The organism is Acinetobacter sp. ANC 5054 (genome assembly GCF_002135295.1).
Lineage (GTDB): Bacteria > Pseudomonadota > Gammaproteobacteria > Pseudomonadales > Moraxellaceae > Acinetobacter.
The window spans coordinates 60,303-80,231 of record NZ_NEGG01000013.1 but is presented as its reverse complement, the minus strand read 5'-3'; the positions used below and the strand labels follow the sequence as shown (position 1 = coordinate 80,231).

At 37.1% G+C, this 19,929-nt stretch carries 16 protein-coding genes, 1 tRNA gene and 1 pseudogene; 13 read left to right on the top strand and 5 right to left on the bottom strand.

What is annotated here, in order from left to right; translation table 11 throughout:
• Positions 1-323 precede the first annotated feature (323 nt).
• From B9T33_RS13220 to B9T33_RS13205, 4 genes are all read left to right on the top strand, one after another.
• Positions 324-3,422, top strand: a complete 3,099-nt coding sequence (locus B9T33_RS13220) for a multidrug efflux RND transporter permease subunit (RefSeq protein ID WP_086179370.1) — start codon at positions 324-326, stop codon at positions 3,420-3,422.
• A 189-nt stretch (positions 3,423-3,611) separates the two neighbouring features.
• Complete coding sequence (gene mgtE / locus B9T33_RS13215; RefSeq protein ID WP_086179369.1) at positions 3,612-4,955, top strand: magnesium transporter; 1,344 nt, start codon at positions 3,612-3,614, stop codon at positions 4,953-4,955.
• A gap of 80 nt (positions 4,956-5,035) precedes the next feature.
• Positions 5,036-5,626 carry a DUF4112 domain-containing protein gene (locus B9T33_RS13210; RefSeq protein ID WP_086179368.1) on the top strand — a complete coding sequence of 197 codons (591 nt, stop codon included), beginning with the start codon at positions 5,036-5,038 and terminating at the stop codon, positions 5,624-5,626.
• Positions 5,627-5,630: 4 nt separating this feature from the next.
• Positions 5,631-6,002 (top strand): hypothetical protein, encoded by a 372-nt coding sequence (locus tag B9T33_RS13205; protein ID WP_086179367.1) that lies wholly within the window; start codon positions 5,631-5,633, stop codon positions 6,000-6,002.
• 88 nt (positions 6,003-6,090) lie between these two features.
• Here the strand turns inward: B9T33_RS13205 and htpX are convergent, their stop codons facing one another.
• Together htpX and B9T33_RS13195 are read right to left on the bottom strand one after the other, a co-directional pair.
• Entirely contained in the window at positions 6,091-6,996 is a 906-nt protein-coding gene (htpX, locus tag B9T33_RS13200; RefSeq protein ID WP_086179366.1) for a protease HtpX, read from the bottom strand.
• Positions 6,997-7,129: 133 nt separating this feature from the next.
• The gene (locus B9T33_RS13195; RefSeq protein ID WP_086179365.1) at positions 7,130-7,987 is read right to left on the bottom strand and encodes a lytic transglycosylase domain-containing protein; all 858 of its coding nucleotides are present in this window, start codon (positions 7,985-7,987) and stop codon (positions 7,130-7,132) included.
• A 498-nt stretch (positions 7,988-8,485) separates the two neighbouring features.
• On the opposite strand from B9T33_RS13195, the gene ttcA reads away from it, so the two are divergent.
• Both ttcA and B9T33_RS13185 read left to right on the top strand, forming a co-directional pair.
• On the top strand, positions 8,486-9,415 hold the full coding sequence (gene ttcA / locus B9T33_RS13190; RefSeq protein WP_086179364.1) for a tRNA 2-thiocytidine(32) synthetase TtcA: 930 nt from the start codon (positions 8,486-8,488) through the stop codon (positions 9,413-9,415).
• A 218-nt stretch (positions 9,416-9,633) separates the two neighbouring features.
• Entirely contained in the window at positions 9,634-10,017 is a 384-nt protein-coding gene (locus B9T33_RS13185; RefSeq protein WP_086179363.1) for an SCP2 sterol-binding domain-containing protein, read from the top strand.
• A gap of 98 nt (positions 10,018-10,115) precedes the next feature.
• Here the strand turns inward: B9T33_RS13185 and B9T33_RS13180 are convergent, their stop codons facing one another.
• The gene (locus B9T33_RS13180) at positions 10,116-11,228 is read right to left on the bottom strand and encodes a transglycosylase SLT domain-containing protein (protein ID WP_086179362.1); all 1,113 of its coding nucleotides are present in this window, start codon (positions 11,226-11,228) and stop codon (positions 10,116-10,118) included.
• Between the two features lie 368 nt (positions 11,229-11,596).
• Between B9T33_RS13180 and greB the strand changes: the two genes are divergently transcribed.
• The 7 genes and pseudogenes from greB to B9T33_RS13135 all read left to right on the top strand — a co-directional run bounded on the left by greB (position 11,597) and on the right by B9T33_RS13135 (position 16,812).
• Positions 11,597-12,091, top strand: coding sequence for a transcription elongation factor GreB (gene greB, locus B9T33_RS13170; protein WP_086179361.1), 495 nt, complete (start codon positions 11,597-11,599; stop codon positions 12,089-12,091).
• An 86-nt stretch (positions 12,092-12,177) separates the two neighbouring features.
• Positions 12,178-12,267 (top strand) — tRNA-Ser (locus tag B9T33_RS13165).
• Positions 12,268-12,583: 316 nt separating this feature from the next.
• Positions 12,584-13,054: a hypothetical protein gene (locus tag B9T33_RS13160; protein WP_086179360.1), complete on the top strand. Its 471-nt coding sequence runs from the start codon at positions 12,584-12,586 to the stop codon at positions 13,052-13,054.
• A gap of 409 nt (positions 13,055-13,463) precedes the next feature.
• Positions 13,464-13,892 (top strand): hypothetical protein, encoded by a 429-nt coding sequence (locus B9T33_RS13155; RefSeq protein WP_086179359.1) that lies wholly within the window; start codon positions 13,464-13,466, stop codon positions 13,890-13,892.
• A 779-nt stretch (positions 13,893-14,671) separates the two neighbouring features.
• Positions 14,672-14,902, top strand: coding sequence for a hypothetical protein (locus tag B9T33_RS16605; protein ID WP_228145832.1), 231 nt, complete (start codon positions 14,672-14,674; stop codon positions 14,900-14,902).
• Between the two features lie 331 nt (positions 14,903-15,233).
• Complete coding sequence (locus B9T33_RS13140) at positions 15,234-15,425, top strand: hypothetical protein (RefSeq protein ID WP_086179357.1); 192 nt, start codon at positions 15,234-15,236, stop codon at positions 15,423-15,425.
• Positions 15,426-16,082: 657 nt separating this feature from the next.
• A pseudogene (locus B9T33_RS13135) lies at positions 16,083-16,812 on the top strand (IS5 family transposase).
• Positions 16,813-17,067: 255 nt separating this feature from the next.
• On the opposite strand, the gene B9T33_RS13130 reads toward B9T33_RS13135, so the two are convergent.
• Positions 17,068-18,228: a hypothetical protein gene (locus B9T33_RS13130; protein WP_228145828.1), complete on the bottom strand. Its 1,161-nt coding sequence runs from the start codon at positions 18,226-18,228 to the stop codon at positions 17,068-17,070.
• Positions 18,229-18,291: 63 nt separating this feature from the next.
• On the bottom strand, positions 18,292-19,728 hold the full coding sequence (locus tag B9T33_RS13125; protein ID WP_086179356.1) for a purine-cytosine permease family protein: 1,437 nt from the start codon (positions 19,726-19,728) through the stop codon (positions 18,292-18,294).
• Between the last annotated feature and the right edge of the window lie 201 nt (positions 19,729-19,929).

Below are 19,929 nucleotides of genomic sequence, written 5' to 3'. Positions count from 1 at the left end.
TGTACTTTCATTTAAAATGTCTTGTACTCATTGTTTGTGTATGTTTGCCTCGATACTTGTTATTTAAATGTCTGAGTAGCACGGCATACACTGCATTTGTGTCACTAAAAATTAATGACAGAATCCGTTTTGTCACATAAATTTACTAAAATAATGCCAAGAAAAAAGCCTACATATTTTCTCCATATTTATGGAGATCGAGCGTTTTTATGTAGTATGGGCTTGTGTTCATCGATATTGTGATCAATCATCAAAAAATGATTTTTTGATCTCTACGAGATATCATTTTTTTAATTTATTTAACTGATAAGTGACACGGACTGATGCTGTCTAAGTTTTTTATTCATCGACCTATTTTTGCAGGCGTACTGGCCATTATTGTGATGGCGGTCGGTCTTTTTGCGGTCTTAAATTTACCTGTTGAACGTTATCCGGATATTGCACCTCCGAGGATTACCGTAAGCGCAAGTTACAGTGGCGCATCTGCGGAGACAGTAGAAGAAAGTGTTACGCAAGTGCTCGAACAGCAAATTAAGGGTATTGATCATTTGCTGTATTTTAGTTCGAGTAGTGATTCTTCTGGACGTAGCCGAATCAGTATCAGTTTTGAAAATGGTACTGACCCTGATACAGCACAGGTACAAGTTCAAAATGCCATTAATGGTGTAATCAATCGTTTACCTGAAGATGTACAGCGTCAAGGTGTTAATGTCTTTAAGTCTCTTGGCGATACCCACATGGTCATCGGTCTGTATGATGAAACAGGCAAAAGTTCAAATATTGAACTTGGCGACTATATGATGACGCATCTAGAACAAGACATTGCGCGGATTGAGGGGATTGGTGAAGTCGATGTCTTTGGTTCACAATTTGCCATGCGTATTTGGCTGAATCCATTAAAACTTAAACAATATAGCTTAATGCCAAGCGATATTCGTAGCGCAATTGAATCACAAAATACCCAAGTTGCAGCAGGCGCAGTGGGCGATTTACCTGTGGTTAAAGATCAGTATCTAAATGCCAAAGTCACGTCTGGTTCTCGCTTAAAAACGGTTGAAGAATTTCAAAACATTATTGTGAAATCAACTCGAGATGGCAGTTTTGTCTATTTAAAAGATGTAGCGAGGATTGAACTCGGGGCTGAAAATTATTCTGGGGTAAACACCATCAATGGATATCCATCATCTGGGATGGGGATTTCCTTGGCATCAGGTGCAAATGCTTTAGCCACTTCAGCGCTGATTAAGCAAGAAGTTGAACTGTTATCGAAACAATTACCTGCGGGCTATAAAATTGTTTATCCCCGAGATAACACCCCATTTGTCCAAGAATCCATTAAAGAAGTTGTGAAAACGCTGTTTGAGGCGGTACTTCTAGTTGTCTTGGTCATGTTTATTTTCTTGCAAAACTGGCGGGCCACCTTAATTCCTGCAATTACAGTCCCTGTGGTGATTCTAGGAACTTTAGCCATTTTATATGCCTTAGGCATGACCATTAATACATTGACCTTGTTTGCTTTGGTTTTGGCGATTGGTTTATTGGTTGACGATGCCATCGTGGTGGTTGAAAACGTCGAACGTTTGATGCATGAGCAAAAACTCACAGCCAAACAAGCTGCGATTGATTCCATGCAAGAGATCAGTGGAGCATTGGTCGGTATTACCTTGGTCTTAACTGCGGTGTTTATTCCAATGGCTTTCTTTGGTGGATCGACTGGTGTGATTTACCGCCAATTTTCCATTACTTTAGTGGCAGCCATGGGCTTGTCACTAATGGTTGCATTGATATTAACGCCTGCCTTATGTGCCTTAATTTTAAAACCTAATCCACAGCCTGCAAAATGGGCCAATTGGTTTAATGCCAAACTTGATCGTTTAAAACACCACTATCTGAAATTAACCCAAATGACGGTGCATCATCGTTTATGGACTTTGCTGCTGTTTGCTGGGTTAATCATGGTTTTTGCATTGTTCTACCGCGCATTGCCAACGAGTTTTATTCCGAGTGAAGATCAGGGTATTTTAAGTGTGCAGTTGAAATTGCAAGAAGGCGCACCGATGTCGAAAAGCCGTGAAGTTGGTGAGCAGGTTCGACAATACTTCTTGACTGAAGAAAAAGACAATGTTGATTTGGTGATGCTGCGCTATGGTCGTAATTTTTCAGGCAGAGGTCAGAATTTAGGACAAGGCTTTATTGCACTCAAACATTGGGATGAGCGCAAAGGCAAAGAAAATTCTGCACAAGCGATACGTGAACGTGCCTTGAAGCATTTTAAGAGCATGAATAATGCACAAATCAATGTCAGCATGCCTTCATCTGTCAATGGTTTAGGGCAAACCGATGGTCTCGAGTTTTGGCTACGGGATATGAATGGTGAAGGGCGCAGCTATTTAGATGAGCAATTTAAAGTCTTAAAAGAGAAGTCATCACAATATAGTAGTTTTGAAAATCTCGATAAACGCTCTAACCCAGATAAAGCAGAACTTAAAGTTGATATTAATCAAAAGCAAGCCATGGCAATGGGACTGAATCAAAACGCAATCAATAGCACTTTAGGAAGTGCATGGGGCGGCAGTTATATCAATGACTTCATTGATCGTGGTCGCATTAAGCGTGTCATGATGCAAGGGGATGCTGAATTCCGTTCTAAACCTGAAGATTTGGCGTATTGGCATGTGCGTAATGACCAAAATGAAATGATTCCTTTTAGTAACTTTGCCACCATTGGTTGGAGTGGTGGTCCAGAAGTTGTTAACCGTTTCATGGGCTATACCGCACTCCAAATGGAAGCTGATACCGCTAAAAATGTCAGTACTGGACAGGCGATGCGCGATGTTAAATCATTGGTATCACAGGTGCCGGGTGTGGATGTGGCATGGAGTGGCTTGTCATTTGAAGAGCAAAAATCCAGCAATCAAGCGATTTGGCTCTACCTCGTATCGATAGGTTTTATTTTTCTGTGTTTGGCTGCATTGTATGAAAGCTGGAGTATTCCTACTGCGGTAATGAGTGCGATTCCATTAGGCATTGGCGGGAACATTATTTTCAGTTATTTGACTGGTTTTCCAAATGACATATATTTCCAAATTGCTTTGCTGACCACGATTGGTTTGTCATGTAAGAATGCGATTTTGATTGTCGAATTAGCAGCCTTGGCACAAGAGAAAGGCAAGTCAATTATTGATGCGGCTATGGAAGGGGCAGCACTTCGCTTACGTCCAATTTTAATGACCTCATTGGCCTTCGGTGCCGGGGTAATTCCACTCGTGGTTGCCTTTGGTGCAGGTGCTGCCAGTCGTCAAGAAATTGGGGTCAGTGTGTTGGGCGGCGTAATCTTTGGTACGGTTTTGGTGCTGATCTTTATTCCGTTTATGTATGTGATGATTCGCTCTATTTTTAAATCACAAGCTAAAACAGAATAACGATACCGAGTTCATCTTGCTCAAATTTACAATGAAAGACCCTCCAAGTGAGGGTCTTTTTTGCGCGGGCCTTGGTAAAGTGAATGGGGTGTAATGCGCTTGAGCACATAGTTTGAAAATACCCTTAAAATCAGCCAAGATGGCAGATGAATTATGAAATACAAATAACAAGTAATAAGCGTGGGTGATATGGCTGATTTAGAACATTTGAAAACTGCAATCAGTTTAAAATTACAAGACCAGCATGTTGATGAGGCTATCGCACTTATTCAGCATTTAAACTACGCAAATCAAGCGCATTTGATTCAGCAACTGACGATTCCTCAGCAAGTTGAATTACTCAGTCGTTTAGAACATCAGGGTTTGGTCTTTGAATTTTATCCCTTTCAACTTCAAAAAGAACTCATTGAGTATTTTCCAAAGCAGCAGCAAATAGAGCTGTTGCAAGATATGCATTCAGATGATGCAACTGACTTGTATAAAAGCCTGAGTCAGTCAGAACAAACTTTACTCTATCCACAACTTGATCATGATACACAGCAGCATTTAACTCACTTAGCTGCTTATGCAGAGGAGTCTGCAGGTGCCATTATGAGTTCGGATTATGTGAACTTGGCACCAGAACTCACCATGCAACAAGCGCTTGATGCTTTACGTCTACAACCACATGACCGTGAAACCTTGTATTTGATTTATATCACTAATCAAATGCAAAAATTGATCGGTGTCATTTCTCTTAGACAAATGTTGCAAGCACCATTGGATGCAACCATTCAGCAAGTCATGACGCAAGATTTGGTCGTGGGTGATGTCAATGAAGATCAGGAAAGTATTGCCAGAAAACTCAGTGAATATGATTTCATCGCACTACCTATTGTTGATGATGTGGGTACATTGAAGGGCATTGTCACCTATGATGATGCAATGGATGTTGTACAAGCCGAAACCACCGAAGACTTTTTAAAAGCCAGTGCGGTACAAACCGAAGCGGGCATGAGTTTGAAAAATGCGCCAATATTAAGACTCTACCAAAAGCGGGTGTTTTGGTTGGTAGTTTTAGTCTTTGGTAGCTTATTGTCAGGACTGGGCATTTCCTATTATGAGGACATTATTTCCACACATATTGTATTGGTATTTTTCTTACCTTTATTGGTCGGTAGCGGTGGGAATGCAGGTTCACAATCTGCGACCCTGATGGTACGGGCTATGGCGATTGGTGATGTGACTGCGCAAGATTGGCTTAAATTAATGGGGCGGGAAAGTTTGGTGGCACTTTGCCTAGGGGGAACCATGGCCGTTGCAGTGTCAATATTAGGTTATTTCCGTGGCGATGCTATGGTGGCATTGGTTTTAGCCTTGAGTATGCTAGGTATTGTCTTAATGGGGTGCTTAATTGGCATGAGTTTGCCCTTTATTTTAAATAAATTAAAACTTGATCCTGCCAGTGCTTCAGCGCCTTTAGTGACCTCAATTTGTGATGCAACAGGAGTAGTAGTTTATCTGATGATTGCTTCTCAGATATTGCATCTCTAATTCTTAGCATATTGCTACAGATCGAAGCGTTTTAATATGTTTTAATCTCAGTGATTTACGAGATATCTCTTGGATAAAATATGGCTGAACCAATAAAACAAAAAATGTCGAAACAAGAAGTCATACGTCTTGAGCGTGACCTTGCAAAATTTGCCAATATGATGGACTCCGTAGTGCGTATCCCATTTACCCGACAAGGGGTTGGTGCGGATGCAGCACTCAGTACCATTCCTGTGGCAGGTGATATCGCAGGCTTCGTACTGACGTGTTATGCCATTTATAAAGCCAAGCAAATTGGTGTCCCACAATCCAAACTCAATGGTGTGATGAAACTGGCTGTCATGGATGCTGTGGTTGGTTTTGTTCCTGTTGTTGGTACGATTTTTGATGTGTTTATCCGTCCAAGCCGAAAGGCGCTAGATGTCGTGCATACACATATCCGTGATGAATACCAAATACATACTGATGAACATGTGGTACATCCGTTTCTGCATGAAAAATTAGAGCAGAAACAACAGCAATCCGCAGTGTGGCGTAATCCAGTCGTGGCTTGGATTTGGATTCATCTCCCTGATATTTTAGGACTTATTTTCCTGATTATCTTTATTTTTGCCATTTGGATGGGGGGAACACTGGTCTGGGAATGGTATCAATCTATGTCAGCAGGATAAAAGTATGCAATTTGATGGGCAAATCACTGCCAACTTACCTGCCATAGATTTTTCAGAAACCGCGCAGTTTTACCAGTATTTAGGGTTCAGTGTACAGTATCAATCTTCTGAATGGATGATCATGTGCTTAGGCCAGAGCATGCAGTTGGAGTTTTTTCATCATCCCAGTTTGAACCCTAAAGATTCATGGCATAGCGCCTGTATTCGAGTGCAAGATCTGCATCGCTATTATCAGTATTGGTCAACGATGAATTGGCAGGATTGGCCTACAGCTCGAATCACCGAGATACAGCATTTTGAGGAAATCTCCCAATTTTGTATCATTGATATCAACGGTAGCCTATTGCGTTGCATACAGGTCAGTGAAAATAGATAAAATCTGAATTTGCGTAAAATATTCAGCAGTACAGATCAAAAAAGCCTCCATTTAGGAGGCTTTTTCGATATAACGATTTAGTTGCAAATTAAGGGCAATCTAATTGTTGTAGCGCAGCTACACGTTGTTCAATTGTTGGGTGAGTTTGGAACAAAGCAGCCAAGCTGAAACCTTGTTCTTTACCTTCCGCAATTGCAAATGCTTTCATCTCTTTTGGCATTTGATCTGGCATTTCAGATTCTGCTTGCAAACGTAATAGTGCGTTAATCATTGCTTGTTTACCGGCTAAACGTGCACCTGCTTCATCGGCACGATATTCACGGTAACGCGAGAACCACATCACAATGGCAGACGCTGCGATACCAAATACGATATCTAAGACAATGGTAATCACAAAATATGCGATACCGGGTGCTTCGCCATCTTCACGACCAAAGACATTACGGTCAATAAAGTCACCTGCAACACGTGCAAAGAACATGACAAAGGCGTTGACTACACCTTGAACGAGTGCAAGCGTGACCATGTCGCCATTGGCAACGTGACCGATTTCATGCGCAAGTACCGCACGAAGTTCATCTTTATTCATACGCTCGAGTAAGCCTGTAGAAACGGCCACTAAAGCATCATTTTTGTTCCAGCCTGTTGCAAATGCATTTGACTGGTACGATGGGAAAATACCCACTTCTGGCATGTTAATACCAGAACGTTGTGCCAGTTGCGCAACTTCGTTGAGTAACCATGCTTCTGCTTGGTTACGTGGTGCATTAGGGTCAATCAGCTCTGTACCCGTGGTTTTCTTCGCCATCCATTTCGACATGAACAGTGAGATCATTGAACCCACCATACCGAACACAAAACAGATTACGAGCAAGTTGCCTAGATTTAAGCCGCCTGCACCATGGTAACTACCGACACCGAAGAGTGACAAAATTATGCCAGCTACAACCAGTACCGCGAGGTTGGTTAGCAAGAACAAACCAATCCGCATCATTGGGGAAATCCTCTTATTATAAAAAAATGATCTGATTTATAAATGAAAATCATTAGAGTCAATATGAGGTGAAAGTTTTAAAATTTCAAGGAAAAATTAATATTTCAGATACAGATTTACATATTGAGTGAAATTATTCATTCAAATAAATATGGGCTGAAGCCGTGGCGTTTGCTGTGGCAAAAGAGCCAGCAGGTGCATCGGTAAAGCTGCCGTTAGAACTTTGAATAATCTGACGCTGTGATTTTGTAGAGGTAGGCACAGCAGTATGATAATTGTCAGAGCTAGCAATGATTCGCCCACTGGATGAGTCAGCAGAATTATTAGATGATGCAACACTTAAACTACCGGAATAGAGATTGCTATAACGACTGGTGACGCGACGTACATAATCCTGTGTTTCACGAAATGGAGGAATGCCACCATATTTCTGCACATTGCCTTCACCAGCATTGTAGCCGGCAAGTGCTAAAGAGGTATTACCATTAAAGCGTTTGAGCAACCAGGATAAATAACGTGCTCCTGCCATAATGTTTTGGTGCGGATCATAAGCATTTGAAACATTAAAGCGGCGGGCCGTAGCAGGCATAAGTTGCATTAAGCCTTGTGCGCCGACCGGAGAGCGAGCATTGGTATTAAAACCTGATTCGGTATGCATGACAGCTTTAATCAGGCCTTCAGACACACCATGTTGTGCAGCAGCCTGCTTAATAATAGTGTCGAAGGCATTTTTATTACGGCTATAACTTGGTAACACAGAGGCTTCATTTGAACCCCAGTTACTATAGCTATGAATATTACTGTCGGGATAATAGGTTTTTTTCTCAACCTTTAAATTGCTATAGCGACCTTGCTTATTGGTCAATAATGTCGTGCCATTACTTTCACGAAGTTGGTAGATGGTTTGACCGGCAAAACTCGACGGTACAGCTAAACATGCAGCTGCACTTCCAAGAATATAAAGCCCCAAAGTCCAAATATTGTTTTTCATTTTATTAATAAGAAAAAATTCTGTCCCCAAACAGTTAAAGAGAGTTTAGCAAAAAAAAATCAGATGAAAAGGCTTCAAGCCCTGATTTCTTCTTTACTTTGTAAAAATCAAGTCATTTTGATGATTCAATAATCAAAAAAAATATTTATTTTTTTTTAACGAGCATAACTTGACACATTTAAACCATTGATAATTAACAAATAATAAATTGATCAAAAAATGATCAATTTAAATAGAAGCCTTAAAATAAGGGCAGCAGACCCTGTCAAGCCTTTTAGAATCCACAAAGTTATCCACAGCTTTTGTGGACAACTGTGGAAAAGTCCAAAAGATAAGCGTTTCGCTTAAAAAATGAACTCGACCGTATAAAATAATGGGGCTGTGATTACGTGATGATGACCGTAATTTTACTTTTTAGTTAAATTACATTCTTTTGATGCGAGAAGGCTGCGAATCAGCTAAAATTGCGCGGTATTTTTTTTTAGGTTTAACTCGTCTATGTTCTCGCCTGTTGAGTCCGAGCAAGGATTTAATTTCAAACCAGAACTACCAACTAGCTCTGCGTACTATCGTCTATTGAAAAAACTACGCCGTCAGGTCGGTCATGCTATTCGTGATTTTAAAATGATCGAAGAGGGCGACAAAGTGATGGTGTGTATTTCAGGTGGTAAAGACAGTTATACTTTGCTGGATATTTTGTTGCAGTTTAAACGCATTGCACCGATCAATTTTGATGTGGTCGCGGTCAACCTTGACCAAAAGCAACCGGGTTTCCCTGAAGACGTGTTACCACGTTATTTAGAAGAAAATAAAATCCCGTATTACATCTTAGAAAAAGATACCTACAGCATTACGAAACGTTTAACCCCAGAAGGGAAAACCTACTGCGCAGTGTGTTCACGTTTACGTCGTGGTTCTTTATATGGTTTTGCTCAAGAAATTGGTGCAACCAAAGTAGCGCTCGGTCATCACCGTGACGATATTTTGGCAACTTTTTTCTTAAACTTGTTCCATGGCGGTAGCTTAAAAGCGATGCCACCAAAATTGTTGTCTTCGGACAAAAAGAATATCTTGATTCGTCCATTGGCTTATGTGGAAGAGAAAGACATTATCAAATATGCAGAAATGCGTAAGTTCCCAATCATTCCATGTAACCTATGTGGTTCACAGGAAAACTTACAACGTGCAATGTTAAACGACATGCTACGTGGTTGGGACAAAGAATTTCCAAAACGCTTACACAGTATTTTTGGTGCATTACAGAATGTGTCTCCATCTCAATTGGCGGACCGTGACTTATTCGATTTTGAAGCATTGGATGAGCAACGCGAATTTGACTTTAAAAATAGCGAAAGTTGTTCAACTGAAGATGGTGAGCCAGAAAGTAAACGTATTAATATGGTGAACTTAGGTTTTGCAGCAGATTAAGCTTAAAAGCTCTTCACTCAAAAGGCATTCTATGGAATGCCTTTTTTTATATAATATTTTAATTGAGTAATCATCTAGATAAATATTGAACGGTGCGTACAAAAAACTTTAGCCTTTTCACAATTGATCATGCTATAACAAGCGACAAGCAAGATTAGCTTGCACTGATGTTGTCTGGAACGGCAACACAAACGAACAAAATAAATTGAGGAAAGATCATGCCTGCTTTTTTAACTGATGATTGGTTTTCTACTGTAGAAAGTTTGACAGCTCAAGCTGGTGACCTAAATTTACCACCTGCACTCGCAAATCTTGCGATTAACCTTGTTGTTGCAGATGCAGCAGGCAATACTGAATTGTCATTAGATGGCGGTGCAATTAAAAAAGGTTTGTCTTCAAATGCGAAAACCACATTGAATATGGATGCTGAAACTTTACGTAAAGTGTTCCTTGAATTTGATATGGCTGCTGCGATGCAAGCATTTATGACAGGCAAAATCAAAGTGCAAGGTGATATGTCACAATTGATGGCATTACAAACGGCTAAGCCAAGTACTGAACAAAAAGATTTATTCAAGAAAGTGCTTGAGCAAACAGCTTAAGTCTTCTGAATAAAAAAAAGCTTACCCGAAGGTAAGCTTTTTTTGTGCTTAAGTTATAAAACCTAAGCCATTTAATAAGCGCTGTACGATTGAATGAATTAGATATTCACCAATTGCGGCGTAGTTTTAATATGCTCTAAATAGGCACGAATACGTGTTACATATTGTACCGCTTGACGGTAACGTCCATTGCTGGCTTTGTTACGATCTAAATAAGCATACAAGTTGACCCATTTGTCTGGGTTTTTACCTTGCGCCTTAATCTGCTTTTGAATCTGAGATACTGCACCCGGTCCCATGTTATATGCAACTAATCCATACCAATTACGATCTGGGGCAGGGATGTGGTTATATCGATTCAACATCTGGTCATAGTATTTTGCACCGCCTTGAATGCTTTGTGTGGCATTGGTACGGTTACTTACGCCCATGGCTTTTGCAGTACTGTTAGTCAACATCATAATGCCGCGTACACCTGTCGGTGAAACTGAGTCGGGCTTTAAATATGATTCTTGATAACCAATGGCTGCAAGTAAATGCCAGTCGATATCATATTGCTGTGCAGTACGTTTAAAGCTTGCTTTATAAATCGGCAGTCGGTTAGTTAAATCACGCTGAATCGTATTCCACGAATCTTGTTTCACCACATTACGATTATAGAATGAAGCGAGCTGACCGATAGCACCACTTTGTTTGGCACGACAGACAAAGCCACTTGCCGTTTGGCTGAGTGGATCATCGGCGTGTTTGAACACCCAGTTTAAATTACTGTTTAGACCATTTTTTGACAAAGAAACGGTATCACCACAGCTTGCAGAAAAAACGGTGAGTTTTTTAGCTTCAATACTGTTTAAACTTGCAGTGGTCATTGCCATATTGGCTTGACCTTTAGCGACCATTTTTAATGCAGTCGCGTTGTCATTTACCGTTTTAAAGTCGAGTTGGACATTTAAACTTTCGGCATAGTTACGTGCTAAATCATAACCAAAACCGTGTAAGTAGTTACCATCCTGAAAGACGATGTCTGGATTGGCAACGGATACAACAGTGAGTTTACTGCTGTTGACCACAGCTTCATATTGCTGTGTAGTTTTGCTTGCATTGATACTGTGAAATGGAATCAGAACAGTACAAAGTGCAAGGGCTTTAAATGGGAGAGTGTTAAAAGAGTTAAGGCAAAGCCTCGACCCAGAAGTTGAACTACTGTGCATGTTGTCTCCGCTACAAGTAATTTATGCCCAAAAAATGCAAAGGCAAACATGCCTCAGACTTTCTCAAGTTTGATAAATTCAATAAGGGTTGGGCAGTCATGACGTCATTCAAAAATGACTAGGGTTTGACAGGGAAATATGTAGAAAAATCTACGCTGGATAAAAATTAAACAATCTTAAAAGATGTGCGCATAATAAAGAGCAAAAAAATGCTTGTCAAATTTTGTACGAAAAAATATTAAAATATGTAACATAAATATATGATTTTGTTTGGAAATAAATTTTATATACTTTGTCTGTGTAGAAATCGGGGACAAAATAGGCTTTTATTGTAGGCAAAACGTCATCGAATTAGCCTCAAAATCATCATGAAATCAAACTTAATCACCCGTGGTGGACATGATTTATTGGTCGCCGAATTAAAACATTTATGGCATGAAGAACGACCTGAAATTACCAAAAAAGTGAACTGGGCCGCGAGTCTTGGCGATCGTTCGGAGAACGCGGATTACCAATACAATAAACAAATCTTACGCAAGATTGATCGACGCGTACGCTATTTGGGGAAACGGCTTGAAGAGCTTAGAATTATTGATTATTCACCAGAGCAAGATGGCAAAGTGTATTTTGGCGCATGGGTAGAAATTGAAAATGATGAAGGGGATGCGAAGACTTTGAGAATCGTTGGCGTGGATGAAATTTATGATCATCATCCACAGCATATTTCGATTGATTCACCAATGGCTCGAGCATTACTTTCCAAGCAAGTGGATGATGAAGTTGAAGTCGTGACGCCATTGGGTAAAAAATCTTGGTATATCAATTCAATTCGTTATGATTTGCCGCAATCATCGGAAAAATAATATTTTGCTTTTATTTTGTTCAATTGAAACTTAATTTCACAAAATAATTTGCCATTATTGAATTTTATTTATATGATGGCGCCCATGGAAGCGTGGCAGAGCGGTTTAATGCACCGGTCTTGAAAACCGACGAGGGCGCGAGTCCTCCGTGAGTTCGAATCTCACCGCTTCCGCCAAATTCAAAAAGCCCCTGTAGTGATACAGGGGCTTTTTTTATGCCACTATTTTAGCCTGCCTTAAATTTAGGTTTTGTTGAAATGTATCAGGAATTGTTAGGATAGGAAGGCTTTCACTATATAAAGATATCTATATAGCTTTTTAATTGACATTTTAAAAAGTTAAGAAGCTTAGGTGCTAATGTAGTACAGCCCCATTATTTATAATACTTATTCAACTAATAACTGCGCAGTAGCGTTGTTTGGTGATTACTAAGATCCAACTAAAATAAAAAACAGCGCTGGAAAACAAATTTTAAAAACAAGGAGTAGTGGAGTGAGAGTTTTACATCAAGTAGCAGCTAGTGAGATTGCGGTGATACCTTATTATTTAAAAAGGTATCAACAACATGGGTTGCAATACAGAATTAACGAATATGAAAGAGCGGAACCATTGGGTGCACAGTGTGCAAATTGCCATACTATTGTATGGATTACAGGACGGAATGACCCTATTTTAAATGAAGATCATTCAAATATTCCAAATAGTGGACCTATTTATCGGGAATATTATCAAAATAAATTGAAGCGCTTTCTACGTTCCTTACCTATATGCCCGCAATGCCTTCATCAGGCATTTGATCTTTTCGTTAATAATGTAACATTCAGTAGATTTGAGGATGGTAGCCCATTTCCAAAAGAATTTTATGGTATTGATGAAGAAATGTCATTTCAAGTCAAAGATAAGGCGGTTTGGTGGTATGGTGATGAAGTAGAAGTAAAACGGCTTGATTTACATTTTTTATGATTTTATTATGTGAAACATAAATTTTCATTATTTGATGAATTTAAAAAAATTAGACCTAATAAATGATTAAAATAAAATGAGAATTATTCATGAAAATAGAACTAATAATTATAATTTTAGCTACAATCTTGCTCTATTTTTTAGCTCAATCATCAGTTGAAAAGCAGCTGAAAGAAACGAAAAAAAAGAATTATCTTATTAATAGAAAAAAATAAAATTAACCATTTTTTTAATCAATGCAACAATTTTCCAAAAGATTGATATTTAAAAACAGATTCAGGCTATTATTTAAATTCATAAATTTTATAAAAGAAAAAGAACCTAACTTTGAGAATGAAGCAAAAAAAATCCATATCAAGTATTTTATCGATATTTTTCATTTAAGCTAGGTGAGAAAGATGAATGTGTTTTGATCAGTTTTGGAAAGAATTTATATTGGAAAAAAGGAGAGGGATTTAAAAATGTAACTGAAGTATTTGAAAAAAACCTAATTAATGAAAGTGATTTTTTAAAGTATGATGCTATTAACTTTACAAAAACACTTAAAAATCATAAGATATTATTGAATAGGATTGGGGTTTCATTTGATTTAAGTTCAGTAAAAAAACCTGAAGATTTAACAAAAACAAGAAATTTGACATGGGGGGAGTTGTCTAGTGATGGAGTAGAAGAAAGAGGAAAATTTATTCTTCAGCCATTAATTAATTACCCTACTATTAATGTAGAATTAAAAGATAAAGAATTTGAAAATGGATTTATTAATACAGATACTCTCCAACCAAGAAGAACTTTTGTTTTTGAAAATATAAATAATTTTGGTGTGAATTACACATTTTGAATGTAATCAAATGATTTGGACCCTTCCACAAGTAGAAAAATTGCCTCTAAAACAATTTTTAAATATTAAATCACCCATAAATAAACGGTGTACAGCATCTAATGGTAGTATTAATGATGGACTTTATATAAGTTATGGAAAAATAAGTTTATCTATTAATACAGATGATTTTAATAATCTGAAAAATCTTCTTGAAGAATCAATAATTTTTATTGATCAATTTGTGGTTAAGGAAAAAATAAGATGAGCTATAAATTTAATGAAATAGAAAAGGAAAAATTATTCAAGCATTACAAATAAATTTTATAATAAACAGATTACAGAAACAGGACGCTTTTAAGTTAGGGGGCTAACAGTTGATAAGGGTTCAATTTTATTTGATCCACCTTATCGTATGCGATTCTTAATCGCAGCAAAAATATGCAAAGTCAGGCAGCCGTTGTTCAGCTTGAAAATCTTTATTTTGTAATTAAGTGTCCATTTGATTTTCATTTAAGATTTGATCGAGATATAACATGTAAGCCTGATTTTGCGAAGATATTGGGTGATGCTTGCCCAGTACGTGCCAATAAGTTGCGTGAACTGCTAAACTTGTAAATGAGAACGAATGGTGAATCCTAAGTGTTCCAATCCTAGAGCTCAAACTACCTTATTGTTTTATTGCGGATGAGGTGGTATACATCACTTAGCTCGATGCTTTCAGACATTACCGTAAGAAACCTTTACTTGGCACAATCTTTCGTGGACGTTTTCCGATTCACATTTGGCCTAGACCATTGATGTGGGCATTAGAATGGCATGACACATCAAAAAATCTCATTCTAAAACAGGGGAAACCTTTATTTTATTGCCAGTTTGATGGGTTTGATCCAACACGCACAGTAAAATTGATTAAAGCAGAGAGAACGACAGAGTTGATGAACTACATGGAACAAATAACTGGTGTAGTGAACTATGTAAATCAGACTTTTTCATTGTTTAGTGATATTGAAAAAGTAAGACCTATATAGTTACTTAAAATTGGGTGACATAATGAGGAAATTGATAATAATTGCATTTATAAGCTTTACATCAGGAACCTTTTTTTTTATTTCTAAATCACTTGAAAAAAAGATTGGAATATTTAGAGTTAAATAGAAAAACTAATTTAGAGAAAAGGAAAGACGCAGAAGAATTCTTTAGGAAATTTAATTTTTTCCCAAAAGATGGCTATTTAAAAACGGAATCCGGATATTATTTTTATTTATTTATTTATTTATTTATTTATTTAAATTTATAAATTTTATTGAAAAAGAGCAACCTAATTTTGAAAAAGATGCAAGAAATAAGCCGTATGAAAATTTGATTAACTATTTTGGATTTACACTAAATAAAAATGATGAGTTTGTGATTAATGGACTTACTAAGGCTTTTTCATGGGATAATAAAAATAAAAAAATAATAAGTGTAAAAGAGCAGTTTCAAGATTTTGATTTACAGGATGGTGGAGCTTTAGGCAGTCCGCGTTCTCCAAGAAAAACTACCTCCACATAAAAATTCATTAATTCTTAGTATTTCATTAAGAGAATAAGGTGCATTGTATAAAGGAAAATTATATAGATACCGTGATGGATGGGCGCGATTGTTTAAATCAGAGTATACAACTGGAAAATATATTATTTTACCTTTGATAAAATATCCAGAGATAAAGGTTGTATTTAAAGATATAGATATAAAAAATAGTTTTTTTAATATGGACGTATTAGAGCAGATATAACATTTGTTTATGAAAATTATGATGGATTTGGAAAAGATTATAGTTTTCAATGTCAAGACCTTGTTTGGTATAACTTACCTAAAAATAAAGAAACGCCCATTCAAACCATAATAAATATTTCTATACCGAATGAAGAAATGGTTTGCCTAGCGCAAGCCACAAGAAATTATCGCTTACATCGAGAGTATGGTGCGATAACCCTTTTATTTGGGACGTATGTTTTCATTGATATCAAACCAATTTTAAACAATTCAATTTATTTTGCAGATCAATTTATAACAAAGGAAAAAATAAGATGAGTTATGTATTTAATGATGTAGAAATACAACAAATAATTTTGGCTATTCAGCAATCGTCAGGGTTAATTTATAATCCTAATAGGCTTTGTTGCATAAACCTATTCTTAAAGCCTTCTTTAGCGATATAATTTTCATATAAAGAAGCGTATACCTAAGATCTACCTCACAACGAATTGGTCCGATTATAATCGAGCATTAATAAATTGAGGAAATGTCTCGACTTGGTTTGATCCTACGACTCAATGGTATGCTCACCAACAAGGCAAATAGGGACGAAATCAAACTTATTCTGACGTAGCCATCTAATGTTGTTTAATGATTAAGTCCCTATTTAAATTATCTTTGCGAATGGTCACCGGCTTTGTCCAAAGTCTGATTAAGCTTTGCGGATGAGATTGGGTAGTGCCAGATTACACGACTCTTTGTTGAAGACAAAAGCATATTGATATTGCAATTAGCTATCAAAAAAGTAGCAATGAATTGCATCTACTCGTGGATTCTACTGGTTTGAAGTTTCTAGGTGAAGGTGAGTGGAAAATGCCGTCAAGCCATTGCAGATCGACAAGCACATGCAGTGATTCCTCCCAGAAAAAATGCAAGATCTTGGAAAGATACAAATGCACATTCTCAGGAGAGGAATGAATTACTTCGAACAGTTAAACATTTAGGCAGAACACAATGGAGAAAAGGGTCAGGCTATCGTCGCCGAGGCTTGGCTGAGACCAAGATGCACTGTATTAAGTTACTAAGCGATAAGCTTTGCTCAAGGAATTTTGACAGCCAAGTCAATGATGTTCATGCAGGTGTGGCCGTCTTAAATAAGTTTACGGAGCTAGGTCGCCCACATACCCAAGTTGACACTTAAATTTGAGTTGCTTAAGGGAGTTCAACTTTTTAAATCTTTGTGCAACAAAGCCCAAGTTATGACTAAAAAAAAGCAGTAAGATCATGTCTTACTTCTTTTTTTTACGTTATAACTATTCGTTCAATTTTTAAAATGAAAGCTTTACAGCCTAAATAAATTTAATTCCAAATAAAATGTATAAGCTAACTCGTTATTTTACTCAGTAAGAATTAAAAAAATTGATGAATTATGCCCGATTATAAAATATTGAATCGTTTAAAAAAAATACAATATAGACAAATTTAATAATCTATTGTTTTTGTTTGCAGATCCTTCAGCAAGAGAATCGAAACCTCCACCAACTAAAGGATCATTTTTTCCAATGATATATTCACTAACGAAACTGAAATTTTTATAATCGAAAGATGAACCAATTACGCTTCGAGTTGAATTATTGGCATCACTATATCCTTTAGAATAGGTGCTATACATCGCATACGGCAATATATTTAGACCTTTATACACATCTTTGAAGGTATAGCTTAAGTCTATAGTATAAAAATTACCTTCATTTGCGACCATATATTTATCATCAAAAGAACCATAGGTTGATTGATTTGGATAAACCGTATCTTTAGAGTTAATGTCGTTTTTGCCAGCTGTAATCATAAGCTTCAAATCATCGTAGCTAACTTGGCTAAATAAACTCCATGCTTTACGATTTCCATCGAGATTTAAATTTTTATTTTCAATTGTAGAATACCAATATGACCCACCAAATGACGTTTTAAGATGATCAGAATTAAATAGGTCAACTTCTTGGTTAATCCGTGATACCCACATATCTTTTTCTTGCAGATTTGTATGTTCAGCTTGATTAGATTTAATTAGATTAGCCGTGTATCGTGCAGCTTCGCCATTTGATCCATGATATTTACCACCATCTTTTGGAAAGTAAGCTAATTCTATGCTTGTAGATTGACTTGGTTTAAATTGATAATTGACACCTAAATTATGAATGTCTTCAATACCAACTTGGGTATTAATACCACCGAAATAATTACTCTCCCAAAATCGTGAAGGACCAAATGGAAGGCTTTGTACCCCGACTTTAATTTCATATTTTTCATTGAAATCATAACTAAGCCAACCATCTACTAATGTCGAAAAATCACAGATTTTATCGAACTGATAACAGCGATATTCCATATGTCCTTTGATCAACTGATTTTCATAATCGAGGTTAATTTTAGCAGTATCAAATTTTAAGCTATGGTCATTTTTTGAGTAATCTTTATCTTGAATTTTTGCACGTAAAAATCCCGATAATTTAATTGAACCCGCTGTCGTTTCTTTGTCACCAAATTCAAAATTAGAGGCATGAGTTTGGGACACCATGACACCGAATGATATCAGGGTAATTTTCATTAATTTCATAGTAAACAATCCATTGCGCGTAAAAAGGCCATTTCAAATGAAATGGCCGTGTGAAATGTAAAATTAATTATTTGAGATAGTATTTGACGTTTGTGGCTGTGAAATTTTCACTTGTTTTGGAAATAATTTAACGCAGATAAAATAAAGAATTGCGGTGAAAATAAGACCTGCTATCCATGATAGATCTACATTACCTAGCATTTTCGCAATACTTCCCGTATAGAGTTTTGAGTCAATGAAAGGAAGTTGGAAAACAATACCTGCAACATAGCAACCAATTCCGACCATATTCCAGCGACCGTACTTTCCATCAGGGTCAGAAAGGTCCTTAATATCGCATTTCTCATGCGAAATAAAATAATAATCAATAAGGTTGATTGCGCTCCAAGGAATGAAGAACGTTAAAAGAAATAAAATAAATGATTTGAATGCACTAAGAAAAGAATGTTCACCTAAAATAGCGATAATTGTAGAAACAGCCACAATTCCGATAACGGCAAGAAGTCTTTGCGTTTTAGTGATGTTTAGTGTGCCTTTAAAACTACTATAAATAGTTGCAATGCACATAAAGCAACCATATGAATTTAAAGTAGAAATTGTAAGTTTTCCAAAGGCAATACAAAAGTATAAAATTGCTGCTATCGTGCCAACACTGCCTAAGCCAATCACATAAGCAACTTCATTTCCAACAAAATTACCTTGAGCAATTTGAGCAATAAATACACCTAGTGTCATCGAAATTTGTGAACCAATAAACGAACCTGCAGCAACAGCCCAAAAAACTTTGGAAGAAGAGGTTGAACTTGGTAAATATCTAGAATAATCGGCAACATATGGCCCGAAAGCAATTTGCCATGATGCAGAAAGTGAAATTGCTAATAAAAAAGAAGACCAGTTGAAGTGTTTAACAGTAAATAGGTTGGCGATGTCAGCCATTAACATGATTTTTGCAAAAATAATGATGAATGTAATAATGCCTAACACACTGGCAAGTTTACCGATCCAGTGAATAACCTTATAACCGACGGTAGCCAACACGATAATAATTGCAGCGAAAATCAAAATACCGACAAGATTGCTGGTGTTCAACAGTTTGGCAATGGCTTGCCCAGAAAGAACAGTTCCTGTGGCTGTGAAACCGATATACATTAAACAGACCAGAATAATGGGTATACATGCCCCATATACTCCAAACTGAACTCGGCTTGAAATCATTTGAGGTAAGCCTAATTTAGGGCCTTGGGCCGCATGTAAGGCCATAATCGTTGCACCAAAAGCTTGGCCGATAATTAATCCAATAATGGACCAAAATACATCTCCCCCAAGCACAACAGCTAAAGCACCCGTGACGATAGCTGTAATTTGAAGATTTGCACCAAACCATAATGTAAATTGGCTAAAAACGCTGCCATGCCTTTCATTTTCAGGAATAAAATCAATTGAACGGTTTTCAATAAAGTTATTGCCTTGTTGTTTTTCCGTTTCTACATTTTGCGTCATACGAATTTCCTTTCGTCGTAGAGATTTATCCCGCGGTCTTATTTAGTGACCAATCTCAGTGATCTAATACAATTCACAAAAAATGATAACGAGTAACTAATATATTTATGTGATATGGACTAGCATTTTTCAAGCAATAAGTTGTTAAACATGAGTAAACATGTATATACAATTAACTTGTTTATAAAATAACCTGAGCAA